17 protein-coding genes and 1 tRNA gene are annotated in these 22,966 nt (G+C 38.3%); 12 read left to right on the top strand and 6 right to left on the bottom strand.

Annotated elements, in window-relative coordinates; all coding sequences use genetic code 11:
- Positions 1-6 precede the first annotated feature (6 nt).
- The gene (locus F3G88_RS03825; RefSeq protein WP_149715405.1) at positions 7-5,136 is read right to left on the bottom strand and encodes an alpha-2-macroglobulin family protein; all 5,130 of its coding nucleotides are present in this window, start codon (positions 5,134-5,136) and stop codon (positions 7-9) included.
- 1 nt (position 5,137) lies between these two features.
- On the bottom strand, positions 5,138-7,306 hold the full coding sequence (pbpC, locus tag F3G88_RS03820; protein WP_149715404.1) for a penicillin-binding protein 1C: 2,169 nt from the start codon (positions 7,304-7,306) through the stop codon (positions 5,138-5,140).
- 64 nt (positions 7,307-7,370) lie between these two features.
- Between pbpC and F3G88_RS03815 the strand changes: the two genes are divergently transcribed.
- Genes F3G88_RS03815 through F3G88_RS03795 form a run of 5 tightly spaced genes read left to right on the top strand, consistent with a single transcriptional unit; the run spans position 7,371 to position 14,424 of the window.
- Positions 7,371-9,404: an ATP-dependent helicase gene (locus tag F3G88_RS03815; RefSeq protein WP_149715403.1), complete on the top strand. Its 2,034-nt coding sequence runs from the start codon at positions 7,371-7,373 to the stop codon at positions 9,402-9,404.
- Positions 9,405-9,457: 53 nt separating this feature from the next.
- Positions 9,458-10,654, top strand: coding sequence for an efflux RND transporter periplasmic adaptor subunit (locus F3G88_RS03810; RefSeq protein ID WP_149715402.1), 1,197 nt, complete (start codon positions 9,458-9,460; stop codon positions 10,652-10,654).
- A complete protein-coding gene (locus F3G88_RS03805; RefSeq protein WP_149715401.1) occupies positions 10,655-12,583 on the top strand; it encodes a MacB family efflux pump subunit in 1,929 nt (642 codons plus the stop codon).
- A gap of 1 nt (position 12,584) precedes the next feature.
- Positions 12,585-13,931, top strand: coding sequence for a TolC family protein (locus F3G88_RS03800; protein WP_149715400.1), 1,347 nt, complete (start codon positions 12,585-12,587; stop codon positions 13,929-13,931).
- A 4-nt stretch (positions 13,932-13,935) separates the two neighbouring features.
- Positions 13,936-14,424, top strand: coding sequence for a flagellar protein (locus tag F3G88_RS03795; protein WP_149715399.1), 489 nt, complete (start codon positions 13,936-13,938; stop codon positions 14,422-14,424).
- An 826-nt stretch (positions 14,425-15,250) separates the two neighbouring features.
- Here F3G88_RS03795 and F3G88_RS03790 read toward each other — a convergent pair.
- Genes F3G88_RS03790 through F3G88_RS03775 form a run of 4 tightly spaced genes read right to left on the bottom strand, consistent with a single transcriptional unit; the run spans position 15,251 to position 17,783 of the window.
- Positions 15,251-15,748, bottom strand: a complete 498-nt coding sequence (locus tag F3G88_RS03790; protein WP_087583240.1) for a SixA phosphatase family protein — start codon at positions 15,746-15,748, stop codon at positions 15,251-15,253.
- Positions 15,745-16,557: a ferritin-like domain-containing protein gene (locus F3G88_RS03785; protein WP_103573998.1), complete on the bottom strand. Its 813-nt coding sequence runs from the start codon at positions 16,555-16,557 to the stop codon at positions 15,745-15,747. Before F3G88_RS03785 ends, F3G88_RS03790 begins: the two co-directional genes overlap by 4 nt.
- Positions 16,544-17,119 carry a rhomboid family intramembrane serine protease gene (locus tag F3G88_RS03780; protein ID WP_149715398.1) on the bottom strand — a complete coding sequence of 192 codons (576 nt, stop codon included), beginning with the start codon at positions 17,117-17,119 and terminating at the stop codon, positions 16,544-16,546. Before F3G88_RS03780 ends, F3G88_RS03785 begins: the two co-directional genes overlap by 14 nt.
- Positions 17,103-17,783: an NlpC/P60 family protein gene (locus tag F3G88_RS03775; RefSeq protein WP_103573999.1), complete on the bottom strand. Its 681-nt coding sequence runs from the start codon at positions 17,781-17,783 to the stop codon at positions 17,103-17,105. Before F3G88_RS03775 ends, F3G88_RS03780 begins: the two co-directional genes overlap by 17 nt.
- A 138-nt stretch (positions 17,784-17,921) precedes the next feature.
- On the opposite strand from F3G88_RS03775, the gene murA reads away from it, so the two are divergent.
- From murA to tmk, 7 genes are all read left to right on the top strand, one after another.
- On the top strand, positions 17,922-19,190 hold the full coding sequence (gene murA / locus F3G88_RS03770; protein ID WP_103567538.1) for a UDP-N-acetylglucosamine 1-carboxyvinyltransferase: 1,269 nt from the start codon (positions 17,922-17,924) through the stop codon (positions 19,188-19,190).
- 2 nt (positions 19,191-19,192) lie between these two features.
- Complete coding sequence (locus tag F3G88_RS03765; RefSeq protein WP_103574000.1) at positions 19,193-20,353, top strand: molybdopterin molybdotransferase MoeA; 1,161 nt, start codon at positions 19,193-19,195, stop codon at positions 20,351-20,353.
- Positions 20,354-20,403: 50 nt separating this feature from the next.
- Positions 20,404-20,478, top strand: a tRNA-Gly gene (locus tag F3G88_RS03760).
- A gap of 65 nt (positions 20,479-20,543) precedes the next feature.
- A complete protein-coding gene (flgA, locus tag F3G88_RS03755) occupies positions 20,544-21,350 on the top strand; it encodes a flagellar basal body P-ring formation chaperone FlgA (protein ID WP_021089076.1) in 807 nt (268 codons plus the stop codon).
- Positions 21,347-21,898, top strand: a complete 552-nt coding sequence (locus F3G88_RS03750; protein ID WP_149715397.1) for a UbiX family flavin prenyltransferase — start codon at positions 21,347-21,349, stop codon at positions 21,896-21,898. Before flgA ends, F3G88_RS03750 begins: the two co-directional genes overlap by 4 nt.
- Positions 21,895-22,365, top strand: a complete 471-nt coding sequence (gene coaD / locus F3G88_RS03745) for a pantetheine-phosphate adenylyltransferase (protein ID WP_103574002.1) — start codon at positions 21,895-21,897, stop codon at positions 22,363-22,365. Before F3G88_RS03750 ends, coaD begins: the two co-directional genes overlap by 4 nt.
- A 1-nt stretch (position 22,366) precedes the next feature.
- On the top strand, positions 22,367-22,954 hold the full coding sequence (gene tmk / locus F3G88_RS03740) for a dTMP kinase (protein ID WP_149715396.1): 588 nt from the start codon (positions 22,367-22,369) through the stop codon (positions 22,952-22,954).
- Positions 22,955-22,966: the final 12 nt, after the last annotated feature.

The following is a 22,966-nucleotide window of genomic DNA, read 5'->3' as shown; positions in this document are numbered from 1 at the left end:
AAATAGCTATTTAACGTTAAAGCTTCTCACGGCTAGGTCGTAGTCGTTTTGTCTTTCGTTGTACATATTTTCAGTTGTGACTGCACCAAGAGAGCATTTACCGCCAAGTCTTACTCTATAAGGTGTGTAAAGCACCCCTTCTTTTATATTATTAGTTGAAAAAAAGCTTATTACACGGTCATCTTTTATACTTTGATAATCAATTTTTAAAGTATTTCCTAAATCTTTGTAAAATACACTTAAATTTTCATTTATTGGCTCAAAGCAACTACTTACGATCTCGTTTATCACGCCAACTCTTATTATTTCGGTTGTTTTTATTGCTATTTTTGAATAAAAAACATCATTTACATTTAGGTTATTTAAGTCTATTTCATTGCCATACTCATCAACAAATGTTCTATAAACATCAAGCTCTTTTGGTTCTACTTTATGTTTTATATCAAGTGGTACGTAAGCGTAGCTTAAAATAGTTGCATAAAGCCTATTGGAGTCTAATGGAGTAAGTGTAAAATTTCTATCCTTTATGTGAAAAGATGTGCTCAAATTACCATCAAATTCTCTACTCTCACCGTTATAGTTAAGCTTAAATTTGTTATTTTTCTTGCCACTATCTTTGCCAAAGTAGGCATTTAGAGCTCTTAGTGTAAATGCACGCTCTTGCGTAGAGCTTAGCGTATCTAATCTATCTATCAAAAAATTTGCAAGATTATTTGAATAGTCGTTCATCTCGAAGTATTTTGCATGCAAGAAAAGAATGAAAGCCTTATCTCTTATCTCTGTACTAAAATTAAATGGAGCATAGTATATATCTTTAATAGTATCAACATCTTTTAAAGCGTTTTTCGCCTCTTCATTTAAACCATTTAGCTTAAGCGTTGCTGCCATTAGATATTTGTTAAGCGCAGTTCTATTGTAATCTTTATCGTCATAAATTTTATTCATTAATGACTTATTTGCCATGTTTGCTCGCGAGCTAATATATAACGAATACAGTGCCAACATAGAATCATCTGCATATTCTTCCATTGAATTAATTGCGCTCTTTTTTATATCATCATTTAATTTATATCCATCTTCATCAAGATCAAGTAGAACATCTGTTGCAAATATCGTTGCAAAATTATTTGTAGATCCTGTGTTGCTCCAGTACCCAAAGCTACCATCTGGCTTTTGTCTTTTTAGTAGCTCATTTATTCCTAAAGTAATAAATCTCTCTCTAGTTCTCCTCTCGTCTTCATCTTTTGGCTTTAAATTTAAAAGTGCTAGTAATTTTGAGCTTTTTTGTTCAGTACAACCATAAGGATAATTAACCAAATTTTTTGAAGCTGCCAAAAGCACACTTGTTCCAGAGTTTGAAGCGTCTATAGTTACATCACTAAAACCTTTCGGTAAAGAAAAATTACTCTCTTTGTTAAAAACACCACTTTTTGCATAGGTGCTTATAGTGTATGGACTAACTACACTAAGTAGGTTTTGGATAGTTTTTGTGTTGTTTTTGTCTCTTATGGTGATATTATATTCACCAGCCCCTAACTCATGTGCCGAAATTTTAAAATTAAAAGATTTATTCTCAAGTGGCTTGAGATTGGCTTTTTTCTCTGTTTTAATGCTTATATTTTTGGTATTTTCTATATCTATAGTTAAATTTTTATCCAAGTTTGTTGTATTTATAAGTCTTAATTTTGCATTCAACTCATCGCCTTTTAAAAGATAAACTATGGCGCTTGGCTTAATGATTACATCATCTTTAACTAAGATTTCAGTATTTACAGCATTCATAGCAGTTTCATCACTCGCAACTACATCTACTCTAATAGAGCTATTAAAACCATTTGGAGTTTTAAATTCATATGAAATTTCGCCTTTATCATCTGCTTGAAGGCTCACTAAATTTGCATAAGTTTTTACATTTTTACTATCAACTGGACTTGCGTGCTTTGACATTTTTGACTCCATCGCCATTGATGCAGCATCACCACCAAAACTTAGTGTTTTACCCTCAACTCTATAGTTTGCAAGCCTATTGTAAATATCGTAGTCAAATACTCCATCAGGTAAAATTTTGTCAAAAAACTTAAGCGGATCGGCCGGCTTTTGTGAGGTGATATTAAGTACGCCAACGTCTGTGATAAATAAATTTACATATGCTTTTGGCTTTGTTTTTAGCGAAATTTTAACATTTTCATCGCTTTTTACTATTTTTGGTGCATTAAGACTAAGTTCAAGTACTCTTGAGGATTTGTCAGCATTTGCATAGATCTTGTTATAAGTTCTAAAAGGAGTTATCCCAGCGTCAGTTATGCGGTAGATATTTGCGCTAACATAAAGTCCGCTAAAGTCAAAGTCAAGCTTAAATTTAACGTTTGCTGAGTTGTTTTTGATCTTGACGACCTTGTAGGCTTTGACGCCTGCATCTTCAAGTGTGACAAGTGCGATGCCTTCTTTTATAGCTGAGCTTATGTCTGCACTTAGCTCGTCACCTTTTTTATAGACGCTTTTATTTAGCTTTATCTGAGACTTGCTAAGCTCTTTTGTAGGGGCTAGAGTTGAGTAGTCATAGCCGCTCACATCAATGTCTAAGCTCGTGCTTGCTCCACTTACTAAATTTGTAGCAGTGATGACATATGAACCACTTTGTGCAAATTTATAGTTAAACTCGCCACTATCTTTAAAAAAGCTATCCACACTATCAAGAGTAGGAACCCATCTTATATAGCCATCAGCATCTCTTTGATATTGCCATATACGACGTTTTATATCAAATTTTAGATTTGACTTCACTGCCTTTTGGCTTGACATATCAACAACGACTGTTCTTATCTTTACATCTACATTTGGATCGGTAAAAGTCGTACTAGTAGCAATGCCAACCATATCTTTATAAGGATAAAGCGTAAAGCTTTTTGCGTCGCTTACATTTTTACCATCGTCATTTACATTGAAATTTATGATACCTTTTATTATTGAAGGTACATTCTTTGTTTTAAAGCTAAGATCTATTATTTGGCTTGAGCTGCCTGCTTCTGAAAGAGTTAGATCAGTTTTAGATGTTGGATATGCAACTGCCTTTAAAGTATCGTTTTTAAATTTAAACTCTTTATACTCGCTATTTTTGTATTCGTCATCGAAGAAATTAACCTGCATACTACCAGCTAGATCGCTAGCAGCTACTCCACCAAAGAGATAGTTACTCCTTAAATCAACCTCAACAAGCTCATTTTTAAAAAATTTGTCACTTTTTAATGTGATCTCATTTTTTATCCTATTTGGTATAAAACTCTCAATAAAAAATGGAACATTTGATATCACTTTATTGGCATAGATGATCTGCATATTAAACCTGCCGCTAAGATCACTCAACATCTCTTTTTCGAAATTTATCATACCAGCATCATTTGTTTTATATGAAAATTCGCCACTTTTTTTACCTTGAGGATCTATAAATTTTAGTTTAACGGGCATATTTTTAAGCGGATTAAAATCCATATCTCTTAAATAAATAGCACCTTTTATGCTCTCATTTGGTCTTATAATATTTGAAGCAAAGTGTGTAAAAGCATCGATAATTTCATTTGGTTTTTTACTAAAAACAGCAGCTTCGTTTATAGCATCATTGCTTCTTAAGATTAAGAAATTTTGCTCTTTACCTAGCGAGACGACTACTGAAGCAGCCTCTTTGTAGATATCTTTTTTGTTAAATTTAAAGACGCCAACGTCATTTGTCGCGCCAACTGCGATCTCTTCATTTTTTGTACCATAAATTTTTACATTTGCGTTTGGTAGCATTGTGTTTTCGCCAAGACGGTTTGCAAAAATAAAAATTTCATCCTTACTTAACTTTGCATTTATAGCTATGTCACTTAGATAGACTGCCTTTGAGACGCTCTTATCTTTGCCGTAGTTTAAGTTTATCTTATAAACGCCGTCTCCAGCCCCTGCAAAGTCAAGCTTGATCTTGTTTAGTGAAATTTCATTTAACGCACCCTCTAACTTATAGCTTTTGCTTGCTACTTTTGAGCTAAAATCACTAAGTTCTTTACTATTGTCATTAAAATTTAAAAAATATCTAAAATTTTGATCGTTTAACTTTTCAACACTTACATTTAGATCAGCTACATTTGCACTTTTAATGCCAATCTCTCCCACGCTTGATATGTATGGCTCATTATTTATAAATTCCACAAATGGATCAAAATTTAAGCTAGTAACCTCATAACTTTTTGCTTCTCTTACTACAAGCCATTCATCACCAAAACCCGGTTTTATCGTTATTTCATATTTGCTTTGTGGTTTAAAGTCATTGCTTGTAATATCAATATAATAATCATAGTCTTTTAGCTCGGGATCTTTGCCATCTTCATCATAGTCATTTTTATATGTTAGAGGACTAACATCAAAGTTTTTTATCCCCTTTATGCTTATAAATTTCTTTTGACTTATGTCATCATCTAGCATATCTTTTAGGCAAATTCTAAAGCCCAAAACTCCATTGTTTAGACTGATTGGATAAATTTTAGGTACCGTAAAACTATGCGCCGCAAAAAATATATCTGACTGATCACTACTACTATTTTGATCTGCAATTTTTATTACGTGCTCACCAGAAAGCTTTGCTTTAAATTTGCTCGTAAATCCTTCGCCAAGATCAAAAGTCGCTTCACTTAAATTTTTATCAAGATTAAGCTCAAAGCTATTATTTGCAAGTTTAATGGAACTAAATTTTGCACCTTTTACGCTAATATTTTTTATAGTTTTTTCATCAACTTCGTCATTAAATTGAAAGATATATTTGCTGTCACTTATCTTTTCTACATTCTTTACCTCAAATTTTTCTGTTTCGAAGTTTGCTTTACTGCCGTCTTCTTCATACTCACATTCGTACTTTTTTCCAGCATGCAAATTCTTTGTAAAAAGAGTTATGCTATCTTTATTTAACCTCACCTTACCATTTAGCTCAGGCTTACAAGTTATTAACTTTTCGTCAGTTACTATGCCAACTTGTTCTTTATCTAAATAGTTGTCCAGTCCAAATTCCACACTAAAAGGCGATTTCACCTCGACATTGCCATTTAGACTTAAAGCATATAAATTTACTGCTCCTAAAAGTGCTAGAAGTAGCGCTTTTTGCTGCATTTTATCTCCTTATTTTTATTGTTATTTCACTTTGATTTGAATTTTCATCAAGGCATTTTAAAGTGTGCTCGCCAAGAGTTAGATCTAGCCTTTTTTCACTTGCATTTTCTATCTTAGAAAAGTTCAAATCATCCACTTTTAGGTAAATTTCATCACCTAAAAACGCGTAGCATTTTAGCATAATTTGTGTTACATTTTCATCTGTCACGATCTCTTCACCGTCATACGGATAGGCAAAGACTGGGTTTTTGTCCTTAAAGACTTCAGCGCAAGGGCTATTTTTGACCTCGTCTTTGTCTAAAAAGCCATTTTTTATCAAAAACTCAAGCTCCTCACCCCTTAAACTCTCGCACTTATCTTGCAGTTTAACTCCAACTATCCTATGATCAAGTGCCGTTTTTTTGCACGTCTCATAACTAAAAGCATCAAGGCAGGTTGGCACTTTTTCGATGCCCTCTGGCTCGCTCATAAACTCTAAATTTTGCCTTTGCGCCGTGATCTTAAACATATCAAAAACGATCTTTGAAACGTCATTTAGCCCAGTTAGCTTGTCAGTTTTTTCGGCGTTAAAGTTGCCCACCCAGACGGCTATCGTGTAGTTTTTATTGACACCTATGGCGTAAAGATCGCGTGAGTTTGCGCTAGTACCAGTTTTAAAGGCTATTTTTGGTGTATTTTGCGCGTATTGCCAAGCGTTTTTTAGATATGACCTTGAAGCTTCACTCATCATTTTAGCAGTTAGATAGGCGCTTTGAGGCGAGATGAGAGTTATGTTTTTATCTTCATTTTTGTAGTTTTTCCCAGCAAACTCAAGCGGTCTATAAATGCCCTCATTTGCGTATATCGTATAAAGATGCGCAAGATCAAGCAGGCTCATCTCAGCACTACCTAAAACTATCGAAGAGCCGTAAAATTCCTTGTTTTCATCAACTAAATTTACCTTTTCAAGCAGCTCATAAAGCGAGTTGTCTTTTAGCTTTAAGTCTAAATTTATGACTGGGATATTAAGGCTAAAATTTAGAGCGTCCTTTGCGCTTACAAGCCCTAAAAAGTCATTACTAAAGTTCTTTGGCACATATTCATTTACATAAATTTGCGTATCGATTAGCTGTGAGTTTGGCGTGATAAGCCCGCTATCAAGCGCAAGAGAGTAGATAAAAGGCTTTAGCGTGCTGCCGGTGTTTCGCTTCATATTTAGGGCTGAGTTTTTGCCATCACGCGCACGCTCATCATGCGAGCCGATAAAGGCAACAACGCTCATTTTTTTATTGTCGATGACCACAGCTGCGGCGTTATTTGCGTTTTTAGCCTTTAGCGAAAACATCGCATCTTTTAAAATTTTAAGCATATCTTTTTGCAAATTTAGATCCAAACTTGCCTTTGTGATTTGGTTTTTAAAAGCGACATTTGCGTAGTCGCCTGCATTTACGATGGCTCTTATCCTTACATTTTTAAATGGCTCTGCCTGCGCTCTTTTAAAGGCACTAAGGTCGATCAAATTTGCCTTATAAAGCATCTTTATGACCCTGTTTTTTAGGGCGTTTATGTTTGAGACGCGGTCAAGCCTATTTTTATTTGGATTTTTAGGGATCGTGCTTAAAAGTGCGGCCTGAGCGTAGCTAAGCTCGTTTAGCTCTTTGCCAAAGTAAAAGAAGCTCGCCGCCTTTGCTCCCTCGATATTGCCGCCATATGGGGCTAAATTCAGGTATAAATTTAAAATTTCATCCTTGCTAAAGTGAAGTTCAAGCTGAAATGCTCTAAAAATTTCTTTTATCTTATTTTTATAGCTTCGATCTCCAGGCTCTAGCATCCTGGCTACTTGCATCGTGATAGTGCTAGCTCCTATGCGGTTGTCGCTTTTTAGGTTGTGGAAAAATGCTCTAAAAATGGAGGCGAAATTTACGCCAAAATGGTAGTAAAAATATCTATCTTCAAAGAGCACGACGCATTGTTTTAACGAATTTGGAAAGCTTTGCTCGTGAAATCTCCAAATTCCATCGCTACTAAGCTTCATATTTATGATCTCGCCATTTTTATCAAGCAAAATTTTGGCTTCGTCTTTTTTGAGCGCGTCTAAATTTAGTGGATAAATTTGATCCAGTATCAAAAAAACACCGACCATTAAAGCCAAAAATAGGGCAAGAAATTTTAGAAATTTAAACTTTTTCATCGGCGTGATTATAGCTGTTAAAGTTTAAGTAGCTATAATTAGGCCTTTTTAAAAAGAGGAAACAATGCCCTTATCTAGGTTAAACAAAGAACAATACACCGCCGCAACTGCGCCATTTGGACACAATCTCATCATCGCTTCAGCTGGCACTGGCAAGACTAGCACGATTGTCGCTCGCATCGCTCATCTACTAAATTTGGGCGTTGCGCCAGAGAAAATTTTGCTTCTAACTTTCACCAACAAAGCAGCCAGCGAGATGATAGAGCGTTTAAATAGGTATTTTGATAAACAAATCACCTCCAAAATCACCGCAGGCACCTTCCACTCGGTCTCATTTTCGCTTTTAAAAAGCCTTGATAAAGGCGTCACGCTAAAGCAGCCAAGCGAGCTAAAGACGCTTTTAAAAAGTCTTGTTGAGAGGCGTAAATTTTACCATTTAAGCGACGTCAAGCCTTACGGCGGGGCATATCTATATGACCTTTACTCGCTATTTCAAAACAGCGAGCAAGACATAACATTTGGCAAATGGATAAGTGAAAAAAGTGAAGAGCAGGGAGTTTATGCCGAAATTTATGAAGACGTGCTAGAAGAGTTTGAGGCCGAAAAGGCTAAATTTTCTTACGCTGATTTTAACGACCTTCTCATAAAAATGCGCGACGAGCTAAAAAAGGGGGCAAATTTAGCTTATGATGAAATTTTGATCGACGAGTATCAAGATACAAACACGCTTCAAGGCAGCCTTATAGACGCATTTGCGACAAAGAGCCTATTTTGTGTGGGCGATTTTGACCAGAGCATCTACGCATTTAACGGCGCAAATATTGAGATCATTGGCTCATTTAAAGATCGCTTTCCAAACGCAAATATCTACGCTTTAAATGTAAATTACCGCTCAAGCTCAAGCATACTAGCTCTCGCAAATAAGGTGATAAACAACAACCCAAGGCTTTATGAAAAGCACCTCACAGTTAGCCGCGAGGGAAATTTTAAGCCTCCAAGGCTACTTGTCTATAACGAGCTTTTTGATCAGTATCAAAATATCGCCGATATCATCTCGTTTTCGCCATTTAATAGAGAAAATATCGCCATAATTTTTAGAAATAACTCATCAGCAGACGGTATCGAGGTCGCGCTAAAAGAGCGAGGTATCGGCTCAAAGCGAAAGGGCGGGGTGAGCTTTTTTGAGAGTCGCGAGATCAAAGCACTCATCGACATTATGGGAATTTATGTCAATCCAAAAGATATAATGGCATTTATCCATATCTGCGAATACGCAAAAGGCGTTGGCAGCGCAGTTAGCAAAGAAATTTTTGATGCACTGCTTAAGCTTGGGCATGGAAATTTGATAAAAGGGATAGTTGAGCCAGATGAGAGCGTAAATATCTCATCAAATAAAAGGCGAAACTACCAGCTAGGTCTTTTTGACGACCTTGATGAATTTGCCGAGGTTTCGAGGTTTTCTAAGCTTGGCTTTAGCGATAAATTTCTAGGACACCCTGTGCTAAAACTACAAAAGCTAAGCGAGAGTGGGGCGCAGTTTTTATATGAAATTTACAACTTTTTAAGAGGCATGAGAAATATCTCAAAGCCAGCCACGATGATAAATGAGATAAAAACTAGCAAAATTTACTCGCTCATAGTTGAAAATCTCAGCACAAAAAGGGCAACTCTAAAAAATGGCAACGTCGATCTTGCTCTAAAAGAAGAGGTCAAAGAGCGCATAATGGCAAAGAGCGTGGTGCTAAGCGAGCTAGCTAAAAAATATCAAGATATCAGTAAATTTTACAACTTCTTAGCCCTTGGAAGCAACGAGATGAGCGAAGGGCAGGGCGTTAGCTTGCTTAGCGTGCATGCGAGCAAGGGGCTTGAGTTTGACCAAGTTTTTATCGTCGATCTCGCGCAAAACCGCTTTCCAAATTTAAAGCTAATGAGCATGGGCGGCAGCCTAGAAGAAGAGAGACGGCTCTTTTACGTAGCAGTAACAAGAGCAAAAGACGAGCTATATCTTAGCTACGCAAAATACGACAAGATAAAGAAGGTGACCTACCAACCAAGCAGGTTTTTGATAGAGGCTGGCATGGCAAAAGAGGAAGCTTAAAGAGTATTTACTCTTGTGAAGTAGAATTTACCAATTTTTTACAAAGAGAAGCGATGAAAAAAACTAAAATTTTAATAATCCTGCTTATTTTAGGCGTCGGCGGATACTTCGTCTATGATAAATTTTTTAAGGCAAAAGAAGAAGAGGTGGAGTTTATCACCAAAAAGGCGAAGAAGGGCTCATTTAGCAAGAAAGTCGATGCAACTGGTGAAATTTTTGCTACCGAGCTAATCGACGTGGGCGCACAGGTGAGCGGTCAGATAAAAAAGCTCTATGTTAAGCTTGGAGATCAGGTAAAAAAGGGCGATATGATCGCAAGTATCGATAGCTCGACCCAGCAAAATAGCATTGATAATAAAGAAGCTCAGCTTGCCATCTACAAAGCCCAGCTTGAAAGTGCAAAAGTGGCTCTAAATATCGCTAAAACGCAGTTTGATAGAGAAAATGCACTATTTGCCAAAAACGCCACCTCAAAGCAAGAATTTGAAAGCGCAAAAAACACATATAGTGCAAATAGCACAAAGATAAAAGAGCTTGAAGCGCAGATCAAGCAGACAAATATCGAGCTAAGCACCGCTAAGATAAATTTAGGCTACACAAAGATCACCGCTCCAAGAGACGGCACTGTTGTAAGCGTGCAAGTTGAGGAGGGTCAAACTGTAAATGCCAACCAAACTACGCCAACTATCGTAAATATCGCTGATCTTAGCCATGTAAAGATGAAGATGCAAATAGCAGAAGGCGACATCACAAAGATCAAAGTCGGCACGCCTGTTGAGTACTCGATCCTCTCTGAGCCAACGAAGAAATTCCAAACGACTGTTAGCTCGATCGACCCGGGGCTTACTACGCTAAGTGACGGTAGCTACGGCTCAAGTAGCAGCAGTAAGTCTTCATACTCAAGTAGCTCTAGCAGCAGCTCGGCGGTCTATTATTACGCGCAAAGCATCGTTGATAATAAAGATGGAATTTTAAGAATAGGCATGACCACACAAAACGAGCTTTTAATAGCAAACGTCGAGGGCGCCATCATCGTGCCAAGCATCGGCATCAAAAAAGATGAAAATGGCACTTTTGTCTATGTGCTAAAAGATGGCAAGCCAGTAAAAACAGCGGTCAAAACTGGCATAAAAGACAACCTCGATACGCAGATCATCAGCGGCATAAACGAGGGTGACGAGATCATCACATCTCAAGGCTCATCAAGCGAGATCGCTAAGATGATCGCAAAAGAACATAAGAAGTTTTAAGTGATAAGCCTAAAAAACATCACTAAAAGCTTTAAGCTAGGTGACAATGAGATAGAGATCTTGCATGGCATAAATTTAGAGATAAAAAAGGGCGAATTTATAGCCATCATCGGTCAGTCTGGCTCTGGTAAATCTACCCTGATGAACATCCTTGGCTGCCTTGATAGCCCAAGTGGTGGGCAGTACCTGCTAGATGGCAAAGATATATCAAAATTTGATAGCGACTCGCTTGCCAAGCTTAGAAGGGATAAATTTGGCTTTATCTTTCAAAGATATAACCTTCTTAGCACGATGAACGCCCTTGAAAACGTAGCGCTACCAAGCATCTATGCAGGTGCAAACAAGAGCGAGCGAGAGAAAAGAGCTAATGAGCTTCTTGGCTCGCTTGGACTTAGCGAAAAGGCGAAAAATTTACCAAATAAACTTTCAGGCGGACAACAGCAAAGGGTCTCCATAGCAAGGGCGCTGATGAATGGCGGCGAGATCATTTTAGCAGACGAGCCAACTGGCGCGCTTGATAGCAAAAGTGGGCTAAGGGTGATGGAAATTTTAGTTGATCTTTACAAAAAAGGCCACACCATCATCATCGTCACGCACGACCCAAAGATCGCAGAGTATGCAAGCCGTGTGATCGAGATAAAAGATGGCAACATCGTAAGTGACAATGTCAAAAATAGCGAAATTTATGAAACCAGCAAGCAAACTCAGCCAGAAAAGAGTAAATTTACCTACTATAAAGACCAGCTCATAGAGAGCTTTAAAATGTCGGTAAATGCGATGCTAGCGCACAAACTAAGATCGCTTTTGACGATGCTTGGCATTATCATTGGCATTACAGCGGTCATTAGCGTCGTTGCCCTTGGCAAAGGCTCACAGGAGCAAATTTTAGCTGGTATCAGAAAGATCGGCACAAACACGATCGACATCATGCCTGGCAAAGGCTTTGGCGATATGCTCTCAGGCAAGGTAAAAACGCTCTCCATAAGCGATGCAAACATGCTTGCCAAGCAGTCCTTTTTAGACTCTGTCACGCCAAATACAAGCACTTCAGGCGTGCTAACTTATGAAAATATCTCGCTAAGTGCGAGCCTAAAAGGCGGTGGAGTAGGGAGCTTTGACGTAAATGGGCTAAAGCTAGAAGAGGGCAGAATTTACGATGATGACGAGGTTGTAAACTCAGCTTCAGTCGCACTAATCGATCAAAACACCAAAAATAGCATCTTTAAAAATGATGATCCTATCGGCAAGATCATACTTTTTAACAAAAAGCCACTTCGCATTATCGGCGTTTTGCAAAAGGATGATTTTAAGATGGGAGATTCAAGCACGCTTAAAATTTACGCCCCGTACACGACCGTGCTAAACAAGGTCACAGGGGATAAATTTATAAGCTCGATCACCGCCAAAGTAAATGAGGGCGTCAATGCGCAAATCGCCGAAAAAACACTAACCGAGCTTTTAGAGATCAAGCACGGCAAAAAGGACTTTTTTACAAGAAACTCAGACAGCATCAAGCAAACGATCGAAGAGACCATCTCGACCATGCGCCTGCTCATCTCAAGCATAGCCGTCGTTTCGCTCGTAGTTGGGGGCATAGGCGTCATGAACATCATGCTAGTCTCAGTCACCGAGCGCACCAAAGAGATAGGCATAAAAATGGCGATCGGAGCTAGACAGAGCAACATCTTGCAGCAGTTTTTGATAGAGGCGGTGCTACTTTGCCTAATAGGCGGAGCCATCGGCATCGTCCTATCCTACGCTATCGGCTACATCTTTAACAACTTCTTAAACGGCTTTAGCATGATCTTTTCAAACGGCTCGATCGTGCTTGCACTTGTCACATCGATGGCTATTGGTATCATTTTTGGCTACATGCCTGCCAAAAACGCCTCAAAACTAAATCCAATAGATGCGCTTTCAAGGGAGTAATATGAAATTTATAAGCCTAGCTTTGGTGCTCGTTTTAAGCGGCTGTGCTGTTAAAAATATAGATGAAAACTACAAGCAAATTTTACTTGAAGATAACGCCAGTAGCGAGCTAAATTTAAACACTTCTTGGTGGAAGCAGTATCATCAAAGCTACCTTGATGAGCTTGTGGATATGGCTCTAAAAAACAACGCCGACTTAGCAAAAGCTGCGATAAATGTAAATAAAGCGTTCGCTCAAGCTGGCGTTTTGGAAGCAAATTTGATCCCAAGCTTTAACGCTGGCATTGAGGCTGGAAGTAGCAAAAACATAAAAGAGGGCGGCGCTTCTAGTAGAAGTTTTGGCTCAAGCATAGGGCTTAGCTACGAGCTTGATCTTTGGCAAAAGCTAGCAAATAGCAAAGACGCAGCAATGTTTGAAGCAGATGCTAGCAAATTTGATCTGGAAGCCGCCAAGCTAAGCGTGATAAACTCCTTGGCAGACGCTTATTTTCAAATTTTATATCTAAACGAGAGCATAAAAACTTATGAGCAAATTTTAGAAATTTATAACGAGCTAAATAAGATAGTTGGGCTTAAATTTGAACTTGGCAAAGAGGAGGCGCTAAGCCTAAAGCAGATAAATTCCCAGCAATTAAGCGCCCAAAATAAGATAGAAAGTGCCAAAAAAGAGCTTGTGAATGCTAAAAAAACGCTTAGGATTTTGCTAAATGAGAGGCCAGAATTTGAGCTTAAATTTGAAGCTCTCACGCTAAGTCCCGTTAAAAGAGTGGGCGTTGATCTTGAAGTGCCAACAAGCGCCATAGCAAACCGACCTGATCTAAGAGCGGCCATTTACCGCATAGAAGAGGGCATCTTAAACTACAAAGCGAGCCAAAAAGAGTTTTATCCAAGCATTACGCTAGGAGCCAGCCTCAAAAGCAGCACCGACAAAAAAGAGGAAGCTTTCAGTCTTAAATTTCTAAATGGCAACATCGCTTTGAATTTGCCATTTTTAAACTACCACAAACTAAAGTCAAATTTAAAAGTTAGTGAGGCAAATTTTGAGCTTGCAAAGCTAAACTACATAAGCACGCTAAATAGCGCATTAAACGAGATAGACGCATTTTACAAAGGCTACTTAAATGACGAAGCACTACTTACAAACTATCAAGAGCAGATAAAAAACTATGAGGAAATTTCAAAAATTTACGAGCTAAAATACTCTTACGGCAAGGTAGAACTAAAGCAGTTTTTAGAGGCGAAAAACAGCGAGCTGGAGGCCAAAATAGGGTTACTAAAAGCAAAATACACGCTTTTGCAAGATGAGCTAAATATCTACAAAGCGATGGCTGGCAAATTTAATAGGTAAAATTATGAGCTTGGCTTGGGACTACGAGGCAAACGCGTGCAGCAATGATGGCAAATTTAGTGCTAAATTTGAAGGTTGCGAGGTCGCTATGGGCGCTCCAACACTTGGTGAGCTACGACTTTTTGTAAGCAGCGAGCATTATATAAATTTAAAAAATGAGCTTTCAAGCCACGCAAAAATATCATCAATGGATCAAAATTTAGTTAAAGATGACAGCACCGATCAAATTTTACTTAGCGAGAGAGCGACTGCTTGCTTTTTGTTTTCAAAGGACTCTAAATTTCTAGCTTTTTGTGAATGGACGACAGATAAAATGCAGATCATAAAGGTAGTGCGCCTAGCCGATATGAGCATAAAAACTGATAACAAGCGCAAAAGAGTAGTGGAATTTCTCTCATTTGATGACGGCGTGCTTGAAATTTTAGACTCACCGATCTTTATGCCCAAAAACTTCACACTAGACATCCGCACACTTTTTGACGATAAAATTTAATTAGGCTTTAAAAAAATAGTTTTCAGGCGTATTTTAATAACAAATTTAATAAATTTATCGCCCAATATCATACATCAACATACAAATACAAATTTGGGTTTTTATAGTTGCTTTTAATAGTAAAATTAACCCCTTACTCCAAAATTTAACGCGCAATTTCAATATTTGGCGCACAAAAACAAAAATCATGGATTGTTCTTATTTTTTTATACTGCTCTTAAATTTAGCATGTGTAAGATTGTTCTACTAACTTTTAGAAAAACACTCGCTTTGGATTAAATTTGCCTCCAAAATGCCAGCTTGAGCAAGTGCTTTATTTACATTTATCACGGCTTTTCAAGGGTTGTGCTACTTTCACTCAAGGTAACTCTCGCTCGCCATTTTAAAAATAGGGTAGATCAAATTTTAAGTTATGTATAAGATAAATGTAAATTTCACATTTTTTGAAAAGTGTAAAATTTAACTCATTTTCTTACAAATATTTTTACACCAAATTTAATGGATAAATTTATATCACACAAAAGATAAAATGCAAAATATAGCCAAATATAGCCATTTAAAACTTTCAAAAGAGAAGAATAAGGATTTTAAAATATCAATTTGAAAATTGCAGTTTTCAATACAAAATATATAAAATACTTTACATTTTACCTTTTGTCATATTTTGGCATTGCAATTATGGTTGATTTTAAATTTGCTTTTATGCTTGATGGTTTGAACTTGAAATGGTTAAATTTTCAAAACTGGAGTGATAAATTTCAAAATTTGAGTGAAAAATAATTTCTGGGTTTATTTTTCACAATAAATAATTTTTTTAAAAAAGCAACTATCTCTGATGTTTCTTTGGGTGGTCAAAAAACAAAGCTTTTGCACTGCCCTCTTTTAGCTCTTTAAATTTACACTCAAACTCTATGCAAAAAATTCCAGAAGTTGGGATATTATCGATCGATGAGTCGCTTAGATACTCGCAAATTTCAGTTATGCTTGGATTGTGCGTGATGATGAAAATTTCATCTAAATTTTTATCCAAATTTCTTACAAACTCTAAAAGATCCTCAAAGCTTATGTCATAAAGCTCGTCTTTTATCTCTATGGATTTTTCTTTAAATTTTAAAGTTTTAGCGATGATTTTTGCTGTTTGCTCGCATCTTTTAGCGCTGCTTGAAAAGATAGCTCCTGGCATCACATCATACATTTTTAGCCTACTAGCCATAAATTTAGCGTCTTCTTTTCCTTTTGGGCTAAGCTCTCTTGAGGCATCTTTTGCGCCGTCTTTGTTCTCATCGACTGCTTTTGCGTGCCTTATGAAGTAAATTTTGCTCATGATCTCTCCTTTGAGAAATTCTTTATCCAACTAAGCTCTTCCTCACTAAAACCTGCCTTTAAGCGGTCTTTCTCGTTGATCTCTCTAATGCTTTTAAATGAATTTGGATATAAATTTAATATGATATCAAAGTAGCTTTTCTCATCTACGCCCTCTTTTTTACAGGCAAATTTAAACCATTTATCGCCCTTATAAACGTGAGAAACTTCCTCTTTTAAGATAACTTTTAGGCACTCAATAAGCTCTTCTTGCCCGCCCTCACCTTCTAGCCTTTTGATGATGTGAGCGTTTGCATCAAGGCCGTTTGCCTCCATATATCTTGGCAGTAGCGCCATGCGACTAGTGAGCTTGTCTGAAGTCTTTTGAAGTGCGATAAAAAGGCCGTCATGCACGCTTAGTTCGCCATATCTGCCACCCTGCTTTGTGAGTAAATTTTCTATCATACAAAAGTGCCTGATCTCATCCTCAGCCACCTCCAGCCAGTCCTCGTAAAACTCCCTTGGTAGCCCTCTAAATCTATAACAAGCATCAAGCGCGATGTCAATGGCGCTAAACTCGATGTGAGCGACTGAGTGGATGAAATTTAGGTTTTTATCTTTTGGCTTTACCTTTTTGTTTAGCTCTTTCATACTAACGACGTCACAAAATTTAGCATAGCATGGGGTAGTTAGCTCATTTGGCGCAGAAATTTCATCAAAACAAATATCCAAATTTGATCTAAATTTCTCGTAAAATAGCTCAAATTTTAAAAATTTAAGCCCCACGTCGCCTTCGTTTAAAATGTACCAGATCTCATCAAAAAATCTCATCTGCTCTCTTTAAGTAAAATTTAGCATACAAACAGCCGACAGTCCAGCCTATAAAGTGCGCGTACCATGCGACATTTATACCCATAAGTAGTGGCAAAAAGCTCATGGCGATCAGGGTGGCAAAGTAGCCAAACCACGCCTTTTTGTCTGAGTAAAGTAACGAGGTCGCCAGCATGCCAAAGAGCATACACAAAGCGCCGCTTGCACCGACTAAATTTATAAATTTCTTATTTTCAAATGCAAAATATATATAAATAAAGCTTAAAATTTGCGTCAAAATGCCGCCAACGATATAAAAAATGATAAATTTCTTCGTGCCAAGATATAACTCGCTCATTGAGCCAACTTGATATAAAAATAGCATATTCATAAGCAAGTGACCTGCGCCTGCGTGCATAAAGATAGATGTGAGGGGCTGAAATAGATAGAGTTTTTCTAAAAAATAGATGTTTAAGCCAAGCGCGAGCCATAACTCACGCGAGTGCAGAAAGGTGGCACCAAAAAATGCAGCTAAATTTAAAAGGATAAGTGCAAATGTAGCTGGGCTACTTAGCTTTGCCATATCCAGCAAATCTATTTGCCGCAAGGCAGCTAGCGTTTGAGCATCTTACGACGTAGCTGTTTATCTCTTTGTTGCCCTTTAGATGCGTGTTTTTTTGTTTTAAATTCATATAGCTGTGGATGATCCTGCCGCCAGAGTTGTGGATAAATTTCACCGTCTCGTCTGGGAGTATAGCTGTTACGATGCCGACGTGAGTGACATTTTTCTTGTCTTTATTTTTTTGTATGCCTTTGCCAAGGGTGTTTGAAAAGAAGATAAGATCGCCTTTTTTTGGATTTTTATGAGTAATTAAATTTTGGCTTTCATAGAAGTTGTAGATGGCTTTTGACTTTCTGCCACCCTTGCTGTAGTAGTTATTGATGGTTTTTTCATCAAAATACATATTTTTATATTTTGCATTTACGATAGAGACAAAGCCTGAGCAGTCGCCCCCTGCTCTAGTGTTTAAGTATTTTTTAAAAAATGAACCAAATTCTTTATCTGCTCTGCCGTCATCTTCGTCTAAAAGCTCACTTGAAGTTTGTCTGCTAAAGTCTTCGTTTGTAGAGGCGGTTTGATTGTAGTCATTTTGTGGGATTTTAGGCTCATTTGAGGTGAAAGAACAACCTGTAAAAAGTGCAATGCAGAGTGCAAAAAATATTCTTTTATTTATTAAACTTAACATATTTTTATCCAAAATAATTAATTTTCGTAATTTTAACTCTTAAATGTAAATAAAGCGAAAATAGCGCCCTGTTTTCTTTACTCTAAGTTTAAAAACAATATAATCGGCAAAAAATATATTTTCTTAAGGCAAAAAATAATGATGCACTATTTAAAGATAGAGGGCAACGCCAAATTAAGCGGCGAAGTAAAGATCAGCGGAGCTAAAAATGCCGCCCTACCTATCATCGCCCTAACACTACTTGCTAAAAATAAGATAAATTTAACAAATATCCCAAATGTCGCTGACATAAAGACGCTTTGCCAGTTGCTAGTTAATCTTGGCGCAAAGTGTGAATTTAAAGATGAAAACTCACTAAGTATCGATACAAGCAGCGTAAATTCGACCACGGCAAACTACGACATCGTTAGAAAGATGCGCGCTTCTATATTGACACTTGGTCCGCTTCTAGCGCGCTTTGGACATTGCGAGGTGAGCCTTCCTGGAGGCTGTGCGATCGGACAAAGGCCAATAGATCTACACCTAAGCGCACTTGAAAAAATGGGCGCAAATATCGAGATAAAGCAAGGTTACGTCGTCGCAACCGCGCCAAATGGCCTAAAAGGCGCAAAGATAGTTTTTGATAAGATCACCGTAACTGGCAGCGAAAACATCATCATGGCAGCAGCCCTGGCGCACGGCACGACAGAGCTTTTTAACGTCGCACTTGAGCCTGAAGTGGTGCAAATTTGTGAAATTTTGGCAAAAAGCGGTGTCAAGATCGAAGGCATCGGCACGAGCGAGCTAAAGATCACTGGTAGCGGTCAAAAGCTACTTGAAATTTGTGATATCGAGGTCATCCCTGATAGGATCGAGGCTGGCACATACCTTTGCGCTGGAGCTATCACAAATAGCAAAATTTCAGTCACAAGGGCAAATGCTGCGCATATGACGGCCATTTTGAATAAATTTGAAGAGATGGGCTTTGGTATTGAAGTGGATGGCGATAAGATCACGATTTTGCCGACAAATGAGATAAAACCAGTCGAGATAAGAACGACTGAGTATCCTGGCTTTCCGACCGATATGCAGGCTCAGTTTATGGCGCTTTGTCTTGCAGCAAATGGCGTTAGCACGATAGATGAGAGGCTTTTTGAAAACCGCTTTATGCACGTTAGCGAGCTAGCTAGAATGGGTGCTGACATCCGCCTAAACGGTCACATCGCAAGCGTTTATGCCCCTGCAAATTTAAACGCAGCTGATGTTATGGCGACAGATCTTAGAGCGAGCTCAGCGCTGATACTAGCCGCTCTTATCGCAAATGGCGAGAGCTTGGTGCATAGAATTTACCACCTTGATAGAGGCTACGAGAGGCTTGAGGAGAAATTTAAAAGCCTTGGGGCAAAAATTGTTAGGCTTGAGGAGTAAAAATGCTAGTAAATGACGCACTTGAGGCTTTAAAAGCTAAATTTAAACCAAAAAATGAGAGTGAAATTTTACCTCTTAGCGAGGCTCTTGGCAAAACCTTAGCAAATGACGTGATAGCGGTCAAAGACCTGCCCTGCTTTGATAACTCAGCTCTTGATGGCTTTGCTGTTAAATTTGATGAAAAAGATGAGCCTTATAAGATCATCGCAAGTGCCTTTGCAGGCGATAAAGAGCAGCTAGCTATCGGCAAAAACGAGTGCGTGAAGATAATGACAGGTGCTAAGATGCCAAAGGGCTCTGATACGGTCATGAGATTTGAAGACTGCGTCGTTGAGGGCGAGTTTGTGAAAGCACCAGCTAAGCTTAAAAAAGGCGAGGCTTACCGCTTTAAAGGCGAAGAGACAAAGGTTGGTGAAATTTTACTAAAAGGTGGCGAAATTTTAAACACAAGAAGCGTGATGATGCTTGCAGCTCAGGGTATAAGCTTTATAGATGTGAAAAAGCAGCCTAGTATTGGAATTTACTCAAGCGGAAACGAGATCATCGAGCCTTGGCAAAGAGCGAGCGAGGATGAAATTTACAACGCAAACGCACTTGGCATCGCTGCACTTCTTAGCTCAATCGGTCAAAAAAGCTCATATCTTGGTATCATAAAAGATGAGCTAAATGCTGTAAAACAGGCATTTTTAAACGCTGCAAACTACGACATCGTTATCTGCTCTGGTGGAGCGAGCGCTGGTGAGGCAGACTTTATGAAGATAGCCCTAAGCGAGCTTGGATATAACGAAATTTACTCACACCTTGACATAAGACCTGGCAGACCTTGTAAGGCTTACGAAAAAGATGGCAGGCTTGTTTTTATTTTGCCTGGCAACCCTATGGCTGCTTATCTTTGCACGATGATGCTTGTTTTGCCACTTCTAAAAAGCGAATGTTTTGTGACGAAAAAAGCTATAAATAGCGAAAATTTAAAGGTAAAATCAGGCAGAGCAAATGCAGTTTTTGGCAATGTAACTGATGGTAAATTTATAGCAACTGATGGCGGAAAATATGGCTCAGGCATGATAAATCATATATTAAAGAGCGATTTTGTGTTGATAACTAGCCCTGATCAAGGTGAAATTTTACAAAATAGCGAAATTTCACTCATAAAACTTCCATAATCCTTGACAAATGAAAAACAATCTGATAAAATGCGGACTTCATTTTGATTGCGGGAATAGCTCAGGGGTAGAGCACAACCTTGCCAAGGTTGGGGTCGCGAGTTCGAATCTCGTTTCCCGCTCCATCTTTTTTATACTCATTTTTTTATTTTCCACAAAACTTTTTGCAAATGAAGTCAGCATCTATCCGATGTATTGTGTCGTAAATGATCAAATTTCACTCAGTACTTTTGGCTTTGAGGGCGAAGATAATGAAATTTTAAACTTAGAGGGCAAAAGAGCAGCCAAGATAGATAGCAAAAAACTCTATGAAATTCTAACAGCAAATTTTAAAACATATAATGACAAAAGCGGCGGTAGCGTGGCTTTTGTGAAAAACTGCTCTATCATGGATGAAATTCAGATGCAATTTTTAAGAGAGATCAGCAACGAGTATCCAGGCATCAGCGTAAGCGATCTTAGCATCAGCCCGCAAAACAAACTCCCTGCAAATTTTAAAGACTTGGTCTTTAAAAATATCTTTTTAAACGATCAAAATAGCCAAAAAGGCGTTTTTAGAGCCTCATTTGAGGATGTTGATCTAAGCTTAAAAAGCCTTTACTTTAAATTTAGCTTTAACGCAAAAATGCCAGTTTTTATCGCTATAAATTCTATGAATACAAACCACATTTTAAGCCTGCTTGACTACCAACCAACGATGATCGAGTTTAGTAAATGGCCGCGTGACGCACTCTTTGGACTTAGCGCCTCAACTCTTGTCACAAAAGTGCAGATAAGAAGCGGTGAAATTTTAACCAAACGTCAGTTTAATGCCATAAGTTTAGTCAAAAAAGGTCAAATGCTAAATGCAGTTTTAAGTGAGGGTGGTGTCAAGATAATAGCCGAAGTAAAGGCGCTTGAGGATGGAAATTTAGGCGATATGATAAAGATAAGAACAAGAGAAAATAAAATTTTACAGGCCACAGTTTCAGGCAAAGATGAGGCAGTTATAAGATGAAAAAGGTAGTTTTTGCGGCCACTGGAGCAAGCGGTGCTGGGCTTTTTCTAAAGCTAGTAAATGCCGCAAAAGATAGCTGTGAGGCGCATGTTATAGTTAGTAAAAATGCTATGAAAGTTTTAGAGGCTGAAGAAAATTTGAGGCTAAATTTAAATGATCTTGGTGTAAAAATTTATGATGATCAAGATCTTAGTGCTGGTCCAGCCTCTGGCTCGTTTGGCACGGATGCTATGATCATAGCGCCCTGCTCTACTAATACTTTGGCAAAGGTCGCAAACGGCATAAGTGACACGCTCATCGCAAGGGCCGCAAGTGTCGCGTTAAAAGAGAGGCAAACCCTAGTTTTGGGCGTTAGAGAGATGCCATTTTCTACCATTGCGCTTTCTCAGATGCAGCTTCTCTCATCTCTTGGAGCTACCATCGCTCCGCCAGTTTTAGGCTATTACGCAGGCATAAAGAGCCTTCATGATATGGAGCATTTCATCATCGGCAAGTGGCTTGATGCCTTAAAAATCGAAAATAATCTTTACAAAAGGTGGCAAATTTGAAAAAATCTTGCATCTATCCAGGGACATTTGACCCCATCACAAACGGCCATTTAGACGTTATCATAAGAGCTACCAAAATTTTTGATAAGGTAATCGTCGCAGTTGCAAAAAGTGACAGCAAACAGCCGATGTTCGCACATGAAAAACGCATAGAGATGGCAAAAGAGGCAGTTTGTGAGCTTAGCAATGTAAGCGTGCTTGGCTTTGATAACTTACTTGTTGATTTTGCTAAGTCGCACGGCATAAACACCGTCATCAGGGGGCTTCGCGCGGTTAGTGACTTCGAGTATGAGCTACAAATCGGCTACGCAAACGCTGCACTTTGGGACGAATTTGAGACGGTTTATCTTATGCCAAGCTTAAATAACGCCTTCATCTCAAGCTCGATCGTCCGCTCAGTCTTGCGCCACGACGGCGACGTGAGCAACCTAGTGCCAGCAAAAATTCTAAAAAATTTAAAGGCGTAAAATGTATGTTTTGTTTGAAGGCATTGACGGCGTTGGCAAGAGCACGCAGATAGAAATTTTAGCTTCTAAATTTAGTGATGTCATCGTCACAAAAGAGCCAGGTGGCACGCAGCTTGGTGTAAATTTACGAGAAATTTTACTAAGCTCAAGCATCAAAATAGGCAAAAGGGCTGAAATTTTACTCTTTTTAGCTGATAGGGCTGAGCATTTTGAAAAGCTGATCCAACCAAATTTAGGTAGGTTCATTTTAAGCGACAGAGGCTTTATCTCAGGCATCGCCTACGCTTTGGCAAATGATGAAAGCCTGGACGAAAACGTGCTTTTAGAGCTTAATAAATTTGCGCTAAATGATAAATTTGCAGATAAGATAGTCTTTTTTGAAGCAAGCCCTGAGCTAATAAACTCGCGTCTAAAAAATAGAGGCACCAGCGATAAGATCGAGGCTAGAGGGCTAGAGTATCTTTTAAAAGTGCAAAGCCTGATGAAGCAAATTCTTATCAAAAATGGCTTTGAAACGCTTTTTATAGACGCGTCTAAAAGCATAGAGCTAATTTCAAAAGAGATAGAAAATTTTATAAATTTTAAGTAAAATCACAAAAAA

Source organism: Campylobacter concisus (assembly GCF_902460675.1).
GTDB classification, from domain to species: Bacteria; Campylobacterota; Campylobacteria; order Campylobacterales; family Campylobacteraceae; genus Campylobacter_A; species Campylobacter_A concisus_AJ.
This window is presented reverse-complemented; position numbering and strand designations above follow the sequence as displayed.